The sequence below is a fragment of the Sphaerimonospora mesophila genome, from assembly GCF_001417795.1.
GTDB lineage: Bacteria > Actinomycetota > Actinomycetes > Streptosporangiales > Streptosporangiaceae > Sphaerimonospora > Sphaerimonospora mesophila.
On sequence record NZ_BCBX01000034.1, the window covers coordinates 342,125 to 359,545 of the forward strand.

The window sequence follows — 17,421 nt, forward strand, 5'->3', positions numbered from 1 at the left end:
GTCAAGGTGATTCCGAAATCCCGCTATATCTGATGGCCATATTGCCCTCAATGTCCGAAACATAGCTCAATATCTGAATTGCGAACTCCTTTCGGGCATCCAAAAATCGGGATATATCACCTGATCGCCTTGACGCTTGTGGGGGCCGTCCCTAGCCTGCTGCCACGTGGGAGCGATCCCACGATCTTGGCTGACCTCTGGGAGCCGTCGTCGGCCCTGTCCCTGGCGCGTCCTTCGCGGGTTCCGCCTACACCAGGAGAAAGATGATCGAAAACCCGGAGTCTCGCGTGTCCGCGCTGAGCCCGGCCAAGCGTGCGCTGCTCCTCCAGCGGCTGCGCGGCACGGGCGCCGCTCTCGCGCCGATCCCGCCACGGGATCCGCACGCCCCGATCCCGCTCAGCTACGGCCAAGAACGCATCTGGTTCCTCGACCAGCTCGACTCCGGCGACCCGGCGTTCAACATGTGCCTGGCGCAGCGCTGGCGCGGGCCGCTGGACACCGCCGCGCTGCAGCGCGCGCTCGACGACGTCGTGGCCCGCCACGAGACCCTCAGGACCGGCTTCCGCTCCGATGACGGCAGCCCCGTGCAGATCGTCGAACCCGTGCGGACCGTCGAGCCCGCGCGGTTCGACGGACCCGGGCAGGCCGTCGAACCGGCGAGATCGCCGGTCCCCATCGAGCTGCTGTCCCGCCCCGCGCCCGGGCCGCACGGCGGGCAGGCCCCCGACGCGGAGGAGTGGGCCAGGCAGGAGGTCGCACGGCGGACCAACACGCCGTTCGACCTGTCCAGCCCCCCGTTGATCCGGGTCACCCTGCTGCGGCTGGGTCCGGAGGACCACGTCCTGTGCGTGGTGTGCCATCACATCGTGGCCGACGGCGTGTCGCTGAACGTGTTCGCCGGAGAGCTGGCCGCCCGTTACACCGCGCGGCTGGCCGGGGACGACGCGGCCCCGGCGCCGCTCGCCGTGCAGTACGGCGACTTCGCCGCCTGGCAACGGGAGCGCCTGGCGGGAGAAGCGGCGGACCGGTCGCTGGCCTACTGGACCACCCGGCTGGCCGACGCCCCCGCCCTCGAACTGCCCGCCGACCGGCCGCGCCCGGCCGTGCACTCCTCGCACGGCGACGTCGTCACCGTGTTCCTCGACGCGCGGCCGACGGAGGCGCTGGAGAAGCTGGGCGGCCGGCGGGGCGCGACGCTGTTCATGACGCTGCTCGCCGCCTACCAGGCGCTGCTGTCCCGGCACAGCGGCCAGGACGACATCTGCGTCGGCTCGCCCACCTCCGGGCGCGACCGGGTGGAGCTGGAACCCCTGATCGGGTTCTTCCTGAACACGCTGGTGCTGCGTGGCGACCTGTCGGGCGATCCCAGCTTCGACGAGTTGCTCATGCGGACCCGCGCCGCGGTGCTGGACGCCTTCGACCACCAGGACATCCCGTTCGAGCGGGTGCTGACCGAGCTGCGGGTCCAGCGCGACCTCAGCCGTACGGCGCTGTTCCAGACGATGTTCGTGCTGCACACGCAGAACGAGGGATGGCAGCGCCCCGAAATGCCGGGCATCGAGGAGGTCACCGGCTTCGACACCGGGTACACCGCGGCCAAGTTCGACCTGTCGCTGGACGCGTGGCGGGTGCCGGACGGGCTGAACCTGGTGTTCGGGTACGCCACCGACCTGTTCGACCGGACCACGATCGAGATGCTGGCCGACCGGTTCGTCCGGCTGCTGACCGTCGTCGCGGCCGACCCGGACGCGCCGCTCTCGGAGATCGACCTGCTCTCCGAGCCGGAGCGGCGGCAGGTCCTGGAGTGGGGCGCCGGCACCGGTACGGTCCCCGCCGCCACCGTGCCGGAGCTCATCGCGGCCGCCGTGGCGGCCCACCCCGACGCGACCGCCGTCACCTGGACGACGGGCGGATCAGGGGCGTGGAGCTACGCGGAGCTGGACGCCCGGGCCGACCGGATCGCCCGGGCGTTGCGCGCCGCCGGCGTCGGCCCGGAGTCGATCGTCGCCGTCGCCCTCGAGCGCGGTCCCGAACTCGTGGCCGGGCTGCTGGCCGTCTGGCGGGCGGGCGGCGCCTACCTGCCGCTCGACCCCGCCTACCCCGCGCAGCGGCTGGCCGAGATGCTCGCCGACAGCGGGGCGGTGACCGTGCTCACCGGCACCGCCCTGCGCGACCGCTTCACCGCCGACCGGGTGCTGTGCGTGGACGGCGACCTGCCGGCGGGCACGGCCGATCCGCTGCCCGAGCCCGACCCCGGCCGGGCCGCATACGTGATCTACACCTCCGGGTCCACCGGCCGCCCCAAGGGCGTCGTGGTGGAACACCGCGCGCTGGCCGCCCGGGTCCACTGGATGAGGGAGACCTACGGCCTGGACCCGTCCGACCGGGTGCTCCAGTTCGCCACGGTCAGCTTCGACACCCACGTCGAGGAGATCTACCCCTGCCTGACCTCCGGCGCCGGGCTCGTGCTGCTTCCCGGCGGCGGCGCGTTCCTGCCCGACTTCCTGCGCACTCCGGCGGGCCGGCAGATCACCGTCCTCGACCTGCCCACGCCGTACTGGCACGAGCTGGTCGCCGACATCGAGACCGTGGAGTGGCCCCCCGGCCTGCGGCTCACCATCATCGGCGCCGACCAGGCGCAGGCGGCCGCGGTCACCGCCTGGCACCGCCACTTCGGCGGCCGGGTCCGGCTGTTCAACACCTACGGGCCCACCGAGGCCACGGTGATCGCCAGCGCCGCAGAGCTACGCGACGACGGCCTGCGCCCGCCGATCGGCCGCCCCATCTCCGCCACCGGCCTGTACGTCCTGGACGGGCGGCACCGGCCGGTCCCGCGCGGGGTCGCCGGTGAGCTGTGCATCGGCGGCGCCGGACTGGCCCGCGGCTACCTCGGCCGTCCCGACCTCACCGCCGACCGGTTCATCCCGGATCCGTTCGTGCCCGGCGGCCGGCTCTACCGCACCGGCGACCGGGCCCGCTGGCGGTCGGACGGGGAGCTGGAGTTCCTGGGCCGCACCGACCACCAGGTGAAGGTGCGCGGCTACCGGGTCGAGCCCGGTGAGATCGAGGCCCGGCTGCTCGAACACCCCGCGGTCGGCCAGGCGGTGGTGCTGGCGGACCGGGGCAACCTCCTCGCCTACGTCGTGGCGCACGGCCGGAACGGCTCGGGCGGCGACCCGGCGACGACCCTGCCGGAGGAACTGCGCGACCACGTGGCCGAGGCGCTGCCCGCGCACATGGTCCCGGCGGCCGTCACGGTCATGGACCGTCTGCCGCTGACCCCGAACGGCAAGCTCGACCGGTCCGCGCTGCCCGCCCCGGTGTTCGGCGGCGGCGACTACGCCGAGCCGCGCACCCCGACCGAGCAGGTGATCGCCGGCATCTGGGCCGAGGTGCTCGGCATGGACCGGGTGAGCGTGACCGCGGACTTCTTCGACCTGGGCGGCCACTCGCTGCTCGCCACCCAGGTCGTGGCCCGGATGCGCCGCACGCTCGGCGCCGGCGTCTCGCTGATGGACCTGTTCCAGCAGCCCACCGTCCGCGCGCTGGCCGCGCTGGCCGACCAGCCCGCCGACGCCAGACGGTCCGGGCGGCTGCTGCACGAGCTGACGCCCCGGCAGGCCGGGCCGGCGCGGCTGACCTACGTGTGCGTGCCGTACGGAGGCGGCAGCGCGGTCGTCTACCAGCCGCTCGCCGACGCGCTGCCCGCCGGATATCGCCTGCTGTCGCTCGCCGTGCCCGGCCACGACCTGGGGCTGGCCGAGGAGCCGCTGCCCTTCGACGAGCTGGCCGCCCGCTGCGCCGCCGAGGTCCTGGAGCGGGTGGACGGCCCGGTCGTGGTCTACGGTCACAGCAGCGTCGGGTCGGCCCTGGCCGTTGAGGTCGCGCGCCGGCTGGAAGAGGCCGGGCGGATCCCCGAGGCCGTCTACATCGGCGCGGCCTTCCCGTTCGCCAAGCCACGCGGCCGGGTGCTCAACGCGCTGTCCCGCCTGGCCCGCGCCTCGGCCGTCGCCTCCGACCGTGCCTACGCCAACTGGCTGGTCTCCATGGGCGTCGACCTGAGCGAGCTCACCCCGGAGCAGGCCCGCCACATCGTACGCAACATGCGTGCCGAGGCACAGCACGCCGAGCGGTACTTCACCGAGCTGCTCGACGGCCAGGTGACGCCGCTGCGCGCGCCGCTCGTGACGATCGTCGGCGAGCGCGATCCGGCCACGGAGTACTACGAGGAGCGCTATCGCGAGTGGCACTTCCTGACGCCGGTCAGCGCGCTCGTCGTGCTCAAGGAGGCGGGCCACTTCTTCATCCGCTACCGGGCCGAGGAACTGGCCGAGATCATCACGGCGACGCATCCGGCCGTGGCGGGGGAGCGGCCGCCGCCGAATCCGACCGAGGCCGACGGCGCGACCTGGTGGCTGTACGGGATCGCCCGGGCGGGCGACGTGCCGGCGACCGCGGAGGACCACGGGCCGGAGCCGAGCATGGGGCGCTTCATCGCCGTCGCCTCCGGCCAGCTCGTGTCGATCATCGGCTCCGCCCTGACGGAGTTCGCCATCCCGATCTGGATCTATCTCACCACCGGATCGGTCGCCAGGTTCGCGCTGTTCGCCGTGATCGCGCTGGTGCCGGGGCTGCTGGTGGCGCCGCTCGCCGGAGCGGTCGTCGACCGGATGGACCGCAGGAAGGTCATGCTGAGCGCCGACAGCTCGGCGCTGACCATCCAGCTCGTGCTCGGCATCCTGCTGTGGACCGGCCAGCTGCAGAGCTGGCACATCTACCCGCTGCTCGTCTGCCTGTCGGTGGCCCTCACCTTCCAGCGGCTGGCGTACGGCTCGGCCATTCCGCAGATCGTGCCCAAGCGCTACCTGGGCCACGCCAACGGCATCAACCAGATGGTCACCGGCGTCGCTCAGCTGATCGTGCCGCTGGTCGCCGCCGGGCTGCTCGCCACCATCGGCCTGGGGGGCATCCTCGCCCTCGACGTGATCAGCTACGCCTTCGCCGTCGGGGTGCTGCTGTTCATCCGCTTCCCCCGCATGATGGCCTGGCATCGGCGCGAGACGGTCACCACCGAGATCATCGCCGGGTTCCGCTACTCGTGGCGGCACCGCGGCTTCCGCGGCATTCTGATCTTCTTCGCCGTGCTCAACGTGTTCCTGTCGCCACTGTTCCTGATGATCTCGCCGCTGGTGCTGGCGTTCGGGACGCTCGAGGACGTGGGCCGGATCTCGTTCGCCTCCGGCCTCGGGGCGTTCCTGGGCGGTCTGGCCATGAGCGTCTGGGGCGGGCCGCGTGAGCTGCGCGTGCGCGGCATGCTGCTCTTCACGCTGGCGCTCGGGGTGGCCGGTGTGGTCACCGGGCTGCGGCCGGACCTCATGGTCATCGCGGTCGGCGCGTCCTGCATGGGGATGGCGCTCACGCTGGTCAACGGCATCTACGCCACGATCGTGCAGGTCAAGGTGCCGCAGCGGTACCACGGGCGGGTGTTCGCGCTCAACACGATGATCGCGTGGTCGACGATGCCGATCGGGTTCGGGCTGGTCGCGCCGTACGCGTCGGCCGTGCTCGAGCCGCTGATGACGCCGGACGGGCCGCTGTCCTCGACGCTGGGCGTGGTCATGGGCACCGGCGAGGGGCGCGGGATCGGGCTGATGTACCTGATCTGCGGCGTGGCGATCCTGCTGATCGGGGGCACGGCGCTGCGCGCCCGGTCGCTGTCCCGCCTGGACCTGGAGGTGGCCGACGCGATGCCGGACGACGTGGTGGGCATCGCCGCCCTACACGAAGACGCCGTGGGTGAACGCGCGACGGGTGAAGGCGTGATGGAGGAGGTCCGATGACGGGCGGGCCCGTGCCGCGGACCGTGCCGGACCTGCTCCGGTCGCGGGCCGCCGAGCAGCCGGACCGGGTGGCGATCGAGGTCGCCGGCGGTGACGCGCTGACGTTCGCCGACTGGCTGCGCCGCTCGACCGCGGCCGCCGCCGCGCTCCGGGCCGAGGGCGTACGGCACGGCGACCGGGTGGGCCTGCTGTTCGGCCACCGCGCCTGGACCGATTTCGCCGTCGCCTACCTCGCCGTCCAGCAGGCCGGAGCGGTGGCCGTGCCGCTGTCGGAGCGGCTCGCGCCCCCGGAGATCGCCGCCATGCTGGCCCACTGCGGGGCCGCCGCCGTGGTCCACGACGACCGGCTGACCGCACCCGAGGGGGTGGGGCGGACGATCCCGGCCTCCGCCCTCGAGGCGTACGGCCCAGCCGGAGGCGCGGACGGGCTCGGGGAGACGCACGGGCCGGGCCCGCGCTCGCGCGACCTGGCGCAGATCCTCTACACCTCGGGCACCACCGGCCGGCCGAAGGGGGTGGGCGCCGGCCACGCCAACCTCGTGTACGGCTGCGAGACCAGGCCCAACCGGCGGCGGTTCCGGCACTCGGAGCATCTGCTGCACGCCTTCCCGATCGGCACGAACGCCGGCCAGACCATGCTGATGAACGCGCTGGACGCGCATCCCACCGTGCTCACCCCCGGGCAGTTCACCCCCGGCCGGTTCGCCCGGTTGATCGAGTCGTACCGGGTGGGCACGGTCTTCGTGGTCCCCACGATGGCGGTCGAGCTGCTCAACGCCGGCCTGCACGAGCGGCACGACATGTCCTCCGTCGTCCTGCTGGGGTCGGCCGCCGCGGCACTGCCCCCGGCGCTGTCGGCCCGGCTGGCCGCCGCCTTCCCCAACGCCACGCTGACCAACTACTACACCTCCACCGAGGCGGCCCCGGCCCAGACCGTGATGGTGTACGACCCGGCCAGGCCCGCCGCGCTCGGCCGCCCCGCGTTCGGCAGCGCCCTGCGGGTGACCGACCGTGAGGGCACCCCGCTGCCGCCTGGCGAGGTCGGCCACGTCTGGCTGCGCTCGCCCACCGCCACCCGCTCCTACTACGGCGAGGAACGCGCCACGGCCGAGACCTTCAGGGACGGCTGGGTCCGCATGGGCGACGTCGGCTACCTGGACGAGGACGGCTATCTGTTCCTCACCGACCGGGAGAGCGACGTCGTCAAGAGCGGCGCCTTCAAGGTCTCGACGCTGCACGTCGAGGCCGTCCTGTACGAGCATCCGCAGATCAGGGAGGCCGCCGTCTTCGGCGTGCCGCACCCGGCGCTCGGGACCGTGCTGGCCGCCGCCGTCGTGCCGGTCCGGCCCGGCCTGACCGCCGGCGACATCCGGGGCTTCCTGCTCGAACGACTGGCCAGACACGAGATCCCCGAGCGGATGCTGATCACGGACGCCCTGCCGAAGAACCAGACGGGCAAGGTCGTCAAGGGGGAACTGCGGGGTCTGCTCGACGCCTCGGCGCCCGCTCCACAGACGGAGCCCACCCCACGAACGGAGGATGTGTGATGCGACCACCGGAAAGCCCGGCGTCCCTGGCCCAGCACGGGATGTGGCTCACCGAGCGGACGGGCGCGGGCTGGGGCCCGGTCCACCACATGCCGCTGGCCGTGCTGCTGGAGGGGCCGCTGGACGTCGCGGCGCTCCGGGCGGCCTGCGAAGCCGTCGTGGCGCGGCATCCCGTGCTCGGTTCGGCGCTGGCCGAGCGCGACGGGGAGCTCCGGCTGGTGCCGGCGCGGCACGCCCCGCCGTTCCGCGTCGAGGACGTCGGCAGCATCAAGGACATCGAGGACCTCGGGGACGAGGCGGCGGATGCGGTGCGACGGTCGGTGGCGGAGCCGTTCGAGCTCTCGGACGGGCCGCTCGTCCGGTTCACGCTGCTGCGGTCGGACGCCATGCGGCACCTGCTGCTCGCCGTGGCGCACCACGCCGCCTTCGACGGCATGTCGAAGGACATCCTGCTGCGCGACCTCGCCGCCGCGTACGGCGGCGCCGTACTGCCGCCCCTCGGCCTGTCCTACGGCGAGGCCGTCGCGCAGGAGCACGCCCGCGTCGCCGCGAAGCTGGCGGCGGCGGCCGAGTTCTGGCGCCCGCGCTGGCGCGACGAGCGCGAGCTGCTGCTGCCGGGGCTGCGCCGCACCTCGGTGCTCGCTGCCCCCGGCGAGGCGGTGGCCGTACGGGTCCCCGACCTCGGCCCGGCGGCGGGCGAGCTCGGCGTCACCAGGTTCGAGCTCCTGCTCGCCGCCGTGCACACGCTGCTGCGGGCGTACGGCAACGCCGATCCGATCGTGTCGGCCGACGTGTCCACCCGGACCGACGAGACCGCCGACCACGTCGGCATGTTCGTCAACGAGCTGCCCGTACGGGTCGCCGGCGCGCCGGAGGCCGACGGGACGTTCGGCGAGTTCGCCCGGGCGGTGCGCGCCGAGCTGCGGGCCGCCTACCGTCACCGGGAGGTGCCGGTGGCCCGCGCGCTGGGCGGCGTCTCCCCGCGCACCTCGCTCACCCCGGTCTCGGTGAGCTACCGCAGGCGCGGCGCCGACCCGCTGCTGCCCGGCCTGCGTGCCGCGGTCGACTGGACGATGTTCAACCGGTCGGTCCGGGGCACCCTGCACCTGCAGGCGGTCGACGCGCCCGGCGGCATGACCGCCGAGTTCCGCTACGACCCGCGATGCCTGGACCGGGCGGCGTGCGAGACGATCGCCGCCGACCTGGCCGGGCTGCTGCGGGCCGTCGCCGACCGGCCCGGGGCAGCCCTCGCCGATCTGCCTGTGCCGTCCCCCCTCCGGCCGTCGCCCCTGGCGCCGTCCGCCGTCCCGGCCGCCCAAACGCCCGGCGACGCGGCCGGTGACGCGGCCGGTGACGAGACCGGTGGCGTGGGCGCCGACGTGCTGGACGCGGTGCTGGGCATCTGGCGTGAGGTGCTCAAGGTCGACGAGATCGAACCCGGCGACGACCTGTTCGACCTCGGCGGCCACTCGCTGTCGATCACGCAGATCATCGCGCGGGTGCGCGACGAGCTGGGCGTCGAGCTGTCGTTCGAGGTGTTCATCGACGACCCGACGGCGGCGGGCATCGCCGCCGAGGTGGCGCGGGCGCGGGAGGACACATGCTGAGGGAGCGCCTCGCCGAGCTGATCTCCCAGGCCTGCGACGGCGACCCGGGCGTCGCGGAGATCCTGGCGGCCGACTGCACGCTGCCCGCGCTGGGCGTCACCTCGCTCGCCTATCTGCGGCTGATCGACGCGCTGGAGGTCGAGTTCGACGTCGAGCTGGACCCCGACCCGGCGAGCCTCGACACCCTGGACGGGCTCGCCCGGCACGTCGCCGAGCGGTCGACGGCGGCCGGGCGATGACCGCGCCCGCCCTCGTCCGCCTCGGCTCTGAGACCGTCGAGTTCGCGGCCGACGGCGGTGAGGCGCCCCTCACGTGGGGTCAGCGCGCCATCTGGCGGATCACCAGGTGGCTCGACGACGGCGATCCGTACTTCAACATGACGTGGGTGCTGCCCGTCGCCGGCAAGCCGGACCTGCCGACCGTGCTGCGCGCCCTGACCGGGCTGATCACCCGCCACGAGTCGCTGCGCACCACCATCAGCCCGTCCGCCGGGGCGGCGGGGGGCGGCACGGATCCGGGAGCGCCGCCGGACGATTTCGTGCAGCGGATCGCCGCGCGCGGACGGCTCACCGTCGGCGTCTTCGACGCCGCCGGCGGCAGGCCGCGCGAGGTCGCGGCGGCCGTCGCCGCCGAGCTGGCGGCCAAGGGCTTCGACTACGGCGGGGAACTGCCGGTGCGCTGCGCCGTGGTGACGGCGGACGGACGTCCCAGGGCGCTGGCCTTCGCGCTGTCCCACCTCGCGGTGGACGCCGGGGCCCTGGACGTGATGGCCGCGCAGTGGCGGCCGCTGCTCACCGGCGAGCGGCTGCCGCCGGTCGCCTGGCAGCCACGCGACCAGGCCGCCCACGAGCAGAGCGCGGCGGGCCGGGCCCGCGGCGAGCGGACGCTGCGCCACTGGAGCTCGGTGCTGCGTGACGTCCCGGCGACGCTTTTCGACCACCCGCCGGGAACGCCGGAGGACCCGAGGTTCGTCCGGATCGGCATGGAGTCAGCCGCCGTGGCCGCCGCCACGGAGACGCTGGCGGCGCGCTGGTCGGTCAGCACGACCAGCGTCCTGCTGTCGGCGGCGGCCGCGCTGCTGACCGCCGTCACCGGCCGCCGGAAGGCCGTCATGCAGTTCATCGTCGGCAACCGCCACGACGCGCGCCTGCGCGACATGGTCGGCACCGCCGTACAGGACGGGCTGTTCACGCTCGACCTGCCGGACGGCACGTTCGCCGACGCCGCCAGGGCCGGACACCGGCAGGCGCTGATCACCTACCGGCACGCGCACTACGAGCCCTACGCGATGATGCGGCTGCGCGACGAGGTCGGCCCGGCCGACCTGTCGGCGTACTTCAACGACGTGCGTACCGTGCCGACCTGGCCCAACCGGCCGAGGGGCGAGCCCGCCGAGCTGACCGGGCGCACCCGGACGTTCTTCGTGGGCGCCTGGTCCGAGGTCGACGCGAAGGTGTTCTTCGCCACCGGCCCCGCCACCCACACCTGCCAGCTCTATCTGCTGACCGACACGGCCTACCTGCCCCGCCCGACCGCGTACGCGATGCTGCGCGGCGTCGAGACGCTGCTGGTGCGCAGCGTGACCGAGGACGTGCCGCTCGACCGGTTACGCGAGATCTGCCTGCCCGAGCCCTCTTCGCCCGAGATCTGTTCGCCCGCCGTCTGTTCACCTGAGAACTGGGGGCGCGGGGACCTGGCCCTTGCCATCGAGAAGGAACTTACATGAGCGAAAACATCGGCCACACCGGCGAACGCGACTCCGAGCCGCCGGGCGAGGGCTCGATGCGGGTGGTCGTCAACGACGAGGAGCAGTACTCCATCTGGTGGGAGGGCAGGGAGATCCCGGCCGGTTGGACGCCGACCGGGTTCTCCGGCACCCGCCAGGAGTGCCTGGACCACATCGCCGAGGTCTGGACCGATATGCGGCCGCGCAGCGTACGGGGCGGGGTGTAGGTGACCGCGCCGGACACGCGGGAGGCGCTGCTGCGGCGGCTCGCCGCGCTGCCCCCCGCCCGCCGCGAGGCACTGCGCCGCTCCCTGGCCGACCGGGCCGCGGATCGGCTGCCCTCGGGGCCGCTGTCGTCCGGTCAGGAGCGGCTGTGGTTCCTCAGCAGGTTCGACCCGGACGACAGCGGCAACCACATCCTGTGGTGCGTACGGCTGCGCGGCCCGATCGACGCCGCCGCGCTGGCCTGGGCGTTCACCCGGGTGGCCGGGCGGCACGACGTGCTGCGCGCCCGGTTCCGCCTGGACGGCGACCGCCCGGTCCAGGTGGTCCCCCCGCCCGCCCCCGTGGAGTTGGAGCGCATCCGGCCAGGCGGCGGCGAGCAGGCCGTCGTCGACGAGGCCGTGGCCGCGTTCTTCAACCGGCCGTTCGACCTGGAGCGCGAGCCGCCGATGCGGGTCGCCCTCATGGAGGTCGACGGCGAGCACGCCGTGCTCTGCATCGTGCTGCATCACATCGCCGGTGACGGATGGTCGCTCGACGTCCTCATGCGCGAGCTCGCCGAGTGCTACGCCGCCCGCCGTGAGGGCCGGGAACCGGTGCTGGCGGAGCTCGCGGTCACCTACGCCGACTTCGTCGCGGCCGAACGCCGCGAGGCCGAGACGTCCGGCCGGGAACGGCTCGACTACTGGACCGGGCGGCTCGCCGGGGTTCCCGCGCTCGACCTCCCCGGCGACCGTCCGCGCCCGCCCCGGTGGAGCGGACGCGGCGCGAAGGAGCCCCTCGCCGTGCCGGACGAGGTGATCGCCGGGCTGGAGGGGGTGGCCAGGCGGGAGCGGTGCACGTTGTTCATGGCGCTGCTCGCCGCCTACCAGTGGACGCTCGGCGCCGCGGCGGGGCAGGACGACTTCTGCGTCGGCGTGCCCGTCGCCGGGCGCGGCCGCTCGGAGTACGCGCCGGTGATCGGCTACTTCTCCAACACCATCGCGCTGCGCGCCGACCTGTCCGGCGATCCCACCTTCCGCGAGGTCCTGGCGCGGATCCGGCCGGACACGCTGCGCGCGCTGTCCCGTGCCGACGTCCCGTTCGAGCGGATACTCGGGGCGCTGCGGCTGCCCCGCGACCTGAGCAGGCCGCCGCTGTGCCAGGTGATGTTCAACCTGCACAACCTGCCCAAGGACGACCTGCTGCGCACCAGCATGGGCGACCTGTCCGTCGAGGTCTACCCGCCCCCGGAGACCGGGCGCACCAAGGCGGACGTGTGGGCGGACGTCTACCGCGGCCCGGAGGGTCTGGGCGGCTACTTCGAATACAACAGCGATCTGTTCTCGGCCGCGACCGCGCGGCGGCTGGTCCAGGACTTCACCGGGCTGATCGCCCGGGTCGGAGCCGACCCCGACCTCCGGCTGTCCGAGTGGAAAGGTTGATGACTCATGAGTTCGACGCTGGACCTCGTCCGGCGCTGGTGCGACCGCACTCCGGCCGCCGTCGCCGTACGCGCGCCGGATGGCGAGCTGACCTACGGTGAGCTGTGGCGGCGGGTCGAGAACCTGGCGGCGGTGCTGCGCGAGCGCGGCGTGGGGCCGGAGGTCCCGGTGGGAGTCTGCCTGGAGCGGACCGGCGGGATGCTCGTCGCCGTGCTTGCCGTCTGGGCCGCCGGCGGCGCCTACGTGCCGCTCGACCCGGCCTTCCCCGCCGACCGGCTGCGCCTCATGCGTGAGGACGCGGGCATCGGCCTCGTGCTGACCTGGCCGGAGGTGAACCGCGCGCTGGTCGAGGGCGTACCCGACGTGCTGGAGCTGACCCCGGGCGGGATCCCGGCGAACGCGCCCGTTCCCGGCGGCCCGGCCGCTGAACCCGTCGCGGGGGACGTGGCGTACGTGATCTACACGTCGGGGTCCACCGGGCGGCCCAAGGGCGTGGCGGTGCCGCACCCCGCGGTGACCAACCTGCTGGAGTCGTTCGCGTCCGACCTCGCTCTGACGAGCGCCGACGCGTGGCTCGCCGTGACCACGCTGTCGTTCGACATCTCCGTACTCGAACTGCTCCTGCCGCTGATCTGCGGCGCGCGGGTGGTCGTCGTCTCGGCGGGGGAGGCGGCCGACGGCCCGGCGCTGCGCGAGCGCGCCGTCGCCGAGGACGTCACGGCCATGCAGGCCACGCCCGCCGGATGGCGCATCCTGGTGGATTCGGGCGGGGTGCCCGACCGCGTCCGCCTGCGCCTGTGCGGCGGCGAGGCGCTGCCCCGCGACCTGGCCGACGCGCTGCTGTCCGGCGGCGCCGAGCTGTGGAACGTCTACGGCCCGACCGAGACCACCGTCTGGTCGACCGCCGGGCGGGTCGCGCCCTCCCCGGCCCCGATCGACCTGGGCGAGCCGATCGCCCGCACGAGCGTGCACATCCTCGGCCCCGACGGCGAGCCCGTGCCGGCGGGTGAGGCCGGCGAGCTGTACATCGGCGGCGCCGGCCTGGCCCGCGGCTACCACGGCATGCCAGCGCAGACCGCCGCCCGCTTCCTGCCCGACCCCTTCTCCGACCGGCCGGGCGCCCGGATGTACGCCACGGGCGACCTGGCCAGGGTCACCCCCGACGGCCGGCTCGAATACCTCGGCCGCGCCGACCAGCAGGTCAAGATCCGTGGCTTCCGCATCGAGCTCGGCGAGATCGAGACCGTGCTGCGGTCCGGCCCCGGGGTACGGCAGGCCGCGGTGGGCGTCCATGCCGGCCCCGACGGCCAGCCTCGGCTGGTCGCCCACGTCGTCCCCGACGCGGCCGCCGGGACGGAGATCGACGCGGCGGCGCTCTGGGCCGGCCTGCGCACCCGGCTGCGCGAGCGGCTGCCCGAATACATGGTGCCCGGCCGGATGAACCTGCTGGACGCCCTGCCCCTCACGCCCAACGGCAAGCTCGACCGCGCGGCGCTGCCGGTGCCGGAGTGGACCAGGACCGTCGGCGTCCCCTACCGCGCTCCGGTCACCGCGATGGAGGTCGAGCTGGCCGGCATGTGGGCCGAGGTGCTGGGCGTCGAGGAGCCGGTCGGCGTGGACGACGACTTCTTCGACCTCGGCGGGCACTCGCTGACCGCCACGCAGATCATCGCCAGGATCCAGGCCGCGTTCGCGGTGGCGGTGCCGATCGTGACGCTGTTCGAGCACCCGACCGTCGCCGGGCTGGCCGAGGCGATCGAACGGCTCGATCCCGACGACCTCGACCTGATCGGGGTGGCGGCCCTGCGCGACCAGCTCGACGGCCTCAGCGCCGAGGAACTGTCCACCCTGTTCGACGAACTGGCGCCGGACGCATGAGGGCGCCCCTGTCCCCGGCCCAGGAACGCCTGTGGCTGCTGCAGCGTCTCGAACCCGACGACGCGACCTACACCGTCTTCCAGGTCCGCCGGCTGCGCGGGCCGCTGGACCGCGACGTCCTCACCGGCGCGGTCGCCGACCTGGTGGCCCGGCACGAGAGCCTGCGCACCCGTTTCGTCGAGGTGGACGGCGTGCCCTGGACGGACTCCGCCCCCTCGGCGGAGCTGCCGATCGAGTGGCTGTCGGCGCGCGACGCCGCGGATCCGGTCGCCGAGGCCGAGCGGCTGGTCGCAGAACGCGTCAACGCGCCGTTCGACCTGGCCGCCCGGCCGCCGGTGCGGCTCGCCATGATCGAGCTCGGCGCCGACGACCACGTGCTGTGCCTGACCCTGCACCACATCGTCGCCGACGGCTGGTCGTTCAACGTGCTCGTCAACGACCTGGCCGGGTTCTACACCGCCCGCGTGCTGGGCCGCGAGCCCCGGCACAGGCCGCTGCCCGTGCAGCCCAGCGACTACGCCCGCTGGCAGCGCAGGCGGGCCGAGCGTGCGGTGCCGTACTGGCAGGAGCGCCTGGCCGACCCGCCGCCCCCGGATCTGCCGTTCGACCGGCTGATCCCCGGCCACCGCCCCGGGCACGCCGCCTACCACCACAGCAGGCTCCCCGCGCGGCTGGCCGACGCGCTCGACCGGCTGGCCAGGGAGAACCGGACGACGCTGTTCACCGTGATGATGGCCGCCTACCAGGTGCTGATCTTCCGGCACACCGGCCGGCGCGACATCCTCGTCGGCACCGCCGTCGCCGGCCGCGACAGGGTGGAGCTGGAGCCGCTCGTCGGCTACCTGACCCAGACCGTGGTGCTGCGCGCCGACCTCGGCGGCGACCCGTCCTTCACCGAGTTCCTCGCCCGCACCCGCACCGAGGCGCTGGCGGCGATGAGCCGGCCGGGCGTCCCGTTCGAACGGTTCCGGCAGCAGCCGGACACGCTGATGCCCAGCATGTTCATCCTGCACAGCCAGAACGACGGCGTGCCCCCGCCCTTCGGGGAACTGACGGTGGAGGGGTTCACCGACGGCTACCGCCAGCTCAAGGGCGACCTGCTGGTCGAGGCGTGGTGGGAGCACGGCGAGCTGATCGTCTCCTTCTGCCACGACCCGGGCATGGTCGCGCCCGAGACCATCGCACGGCTGGCCGAGCGGTTCGACCTGCTGCTGGAGTCGATCACGGCGGCCCCGGCCACCCCGGTCTCGGCCCTGCGCCTGTGGACGGACGCCGACCTGGCGGACATCGACCGGCTGGCCGGCGACGGGGCGGCCGAGCCCGGCCCGGCCGTGCCCGAACTGCTCGCCGAGACGGCCGCCAGGCTCCCCGGCGCGACCGCGGTGGCCTGCGGCGAGCGGTCGGTCACCTTCGCCGAACTGCACGAGAGCGCCGGCCGGCTGGCCGCCTCCCTGCTGGAGCGGGGCGTCCGGCGCGGCGACGTGGTGGGGGTGCGCCTGCCCCGCTCGGTCGAGGCGATCACCGCCCTGCTCGCGATCTGGCGGGCCGGCGCGGCCTATCTGCCGCTGGACCCCGCCGACCCGCCCGAGCGCCTGGCCGCCTCGCTGACCGACCTGGCCATGACCGACCGGGGAGCGGCCTATCTCGTCACCGACGGCGAGGCCCCGCCGTTCGCCACCGTCATCGCCCCCTTCGCCACCTCCGGCGGCCCGGCGGACGCTCCGCCCTTCGACGCGGTCCCGGTCACGGGGCGGGACGGGGCGTACGTGATCTCCACGTCCGGATCCACCGGCGTGCCCAAGGGCGTGCTGATCGAGCACGGCTCCGTCGCCGCGCGGGTCCGCTGGATGCGCGAGGCGTACGGCCTGGCCCCCGGCGACCGGATCGTCCAGTTCGCCTCGCTGAGCTTCGACACCCACGTCGAGGAGATCTTCCCGGCGCTGGCGGCCGGGGCCACGCTGGTGCTGCTTCCCGACGGCGCCGCCACCCTGCCCGACCTGCTCGCCTCGCCGCAGGGCGCGGGCGTCACCGTGCTCGACCTGCCGACCGCCTACTGGCACCACCTGGTCGACGACATCGACGAGATCGCCTGGCCGCCGGACCTGCGGCTGGTGATCCTCGGTGGGGAGCAGGTGTCGTCCGACGCCGTCGCCCGGTGGCGGGCCCGGTTCGGCGACTCGGTGCGCCTGGTCAACACCTACGGCCCGACCGAGGCCACCGTGATCGCCACGGCGGCCGACCTGGGCGGCGAGCTGTGCGGCGATCCGGAGGACGGCCCGGGCGACGTGGCCGACGTGGCCGACGCGGCCGAGCGCCGGGTGCCGATCGGCGTCCCGGTGGGGGCGGCCTCCGTCCACGTCCTGGACACGCGGGGCGAGCCGCTGCCGCGCGGCGCCGTGGGGGAGCTGGCCATCGGCGGTGCGGGCGTGGCCAGGGGTTACCTCGGCCGCCCGGCCCTCACGGCCGCCGCCTTCGTGCCCGACCCGTACGGCGCGCCGGGGTCCCGCCGCTACCTGACGGGTGACCGCGCACGCTGGCGTGCCGACGGGCGGCTGGAGTTCCTGGGCCGCCTCGACGCGCAGGTCAAGGTGCGCGGTTTCCGCATCGAGCCGGGGGAGGTGGAGTCGCGGCTGCTGGCCCACCCCGGGGTGAACCAGGCGCTGGTCACCGCGCGCGGCGACGACCTCGTGGCCTACGTCGCCGGCACGGCCGACCCCGCCGACCTCCGGTTCGAGCTGGAACGCACGCTGCCCCGCCACCTGGTGCCCACCCGGTGGGTACGCCTGGCCGCCTTCCCCCTCACCACCAGGGGAAAGATCGACCGGGCCGCGCTGCCGGACCCGGGGCAGGCCGAGCCGCGGGCCGATCACGTGCCGCCGCGCACCGACGCCGAGCGTCTCGTGGCGGCGGTCTGGTCCGAGCTGCTGGGGGTGGAGGTCGGCGTCCACGACGACTTCTTCGCCCTGGGCGGCCACTCCCTGCTGGCGACCAGGATCGCGGCCCGGCTGCGCGCGGCCACCGGGGTGGAGGTCCCGATCAGGACCCTGTTCGCCCAGCGCACGGTCGCCGAACTCGCGGAGGCCGTGGAGGAGCTGCTGATCGCCGAGCTGTCCGCCATGACCGACGAGGAGGCGGCCGCCCTGCTCGACTCATAACCCCCCACCCCATGCCTGTGAT

At 74.1% G+C, this 17,421-nt stretch carries 9 protein-coding genes; all 9 read left to right on the top strand.

The features are described 5' to 3' along the window. The first annotated feature begins 263 nt into the window (after positions 1-263). Genes AP234_RS13565 through AP234_RS13605 form a run of 9 tightly spaced genes read left to right on the top strand, consistent with a single transcriptional unit; the run spans position 264 to position 17,399 of the window. Entirely contained in the window at positions 264-5,840 is a 5,577-nt protein-coding gene (locus AP234_RS13565) for a non-ribosomal peptide synthetase/MFS transporter (RefSeq protein ID WP_083502067.1), read from the top strand. Continuing rightward, positions 5,837-7,387, top strand: coding sequence for an AMP-binding protein (locus tag AP234_RS13570; protein WP_055479968.1), 1,551 nt, complete (start codon positions 5,837-5,839; stop codon positions 7,385-7,387). The genes AP234_RS13565 and AP234_RS13570 overlap by 4 nt, the downstream gene beginning before the upstream one ends. Continuing rightward, positions 7,387-8,994, top strand: coding sequence for a condensation domain-containing protein (locus AP234_RS13575; RefSeq protein ID WP_083502068.1), 1,608 nt, complete (start codon positions 7,387-7,389; stop codon positions 8,992-8,994). The genes AP234_RS13570 and AP234_RS13575 overlap by 1 nt, the downstream gene beginning before the upstream one ends. Then, positions 8,988-9,233 (top strand): phosphopantetheine-binding protein, encoded by a 246-nt coding sequence (locus tag AP234_RS13580; RefSeq protein ID WP_055479970.1) that lies wholly within the window; start codon positions 8,988-8,990, stop codon positions 9,231-9,233. Before AP234_RS13575 ends, AP234_RS13580 begins: the two co-directional genes overlap by 7 nt. Further along, positions 9,230-10,720 carry a condensation domain-containing protein gene (locus AP234_RS13585; protein ID WP_055479971.1) on the top strand — a complete coding sequence of 497 codons (1,491 nt, stop codon included), beginning with the start codon at positions 9,230-9,232 and terminating at the stop codon, positions 10,718-10,720. The genes AP234_RS13580 and AP234_RS13585 overlap by 4 nt, the downstream gene beginning before the upstream one ends. Beyond that, a complete protein-coding gene (locus AP234_RS13590) occupies positions 10,717-10,947 on the top strand; it encodes an MbtH family NRPS accessory protein (RefSeq protein WP_063842892.1) in 231 nt (76 codons plus the stop codon). The genes AP234_RS13585 and AP234_RS13590 overlap by 4 nt, the downstream gene beginning before the upstream one ends. Continuing rightward, positions 10,948-12,366 carry a condensation domain-containing protein gene (locus AP234_RS36205; RefSeq protein ID WP_055479972.1) on the top strand — a complete coding sequence of 473 codons (1,419 nt, stop codon included), beginning with the start codon at positions 10,948-10,950 and terminating at the stop codon, positions 12,364-12,366. It abuts the gene before it with no gap. A gap of 6 nt (positions 12,367-12,372) precedes the next feature. Further along, complete coding sequence (locus tag AP234_RS36210) at positions 12,373-14,244, top strand: non-ribosomal peptide synthetase (protein ID WP_055479973.1); 1,872 nt, start codon at positions 12,373-12,375, stop codon at positions 14,242-14,244. Further along, on the top strand, positions 14,241-17,399 hold the full coding sequence (locus AP234_RS13605) for a non-ribosomal peptide synthetase (RefSeq protein WP_055479974.1): 3,159 nt from the start codon (positions 14,241-14,243) through the stop codon (positions 17,397-17,399). Before AP234_RS36210 ends, AP234_RS13605 begins: the two co-directional genes overlap by 4 nt. Positions 17,400-17,421 lie beyond the last annotated feature (22 nt).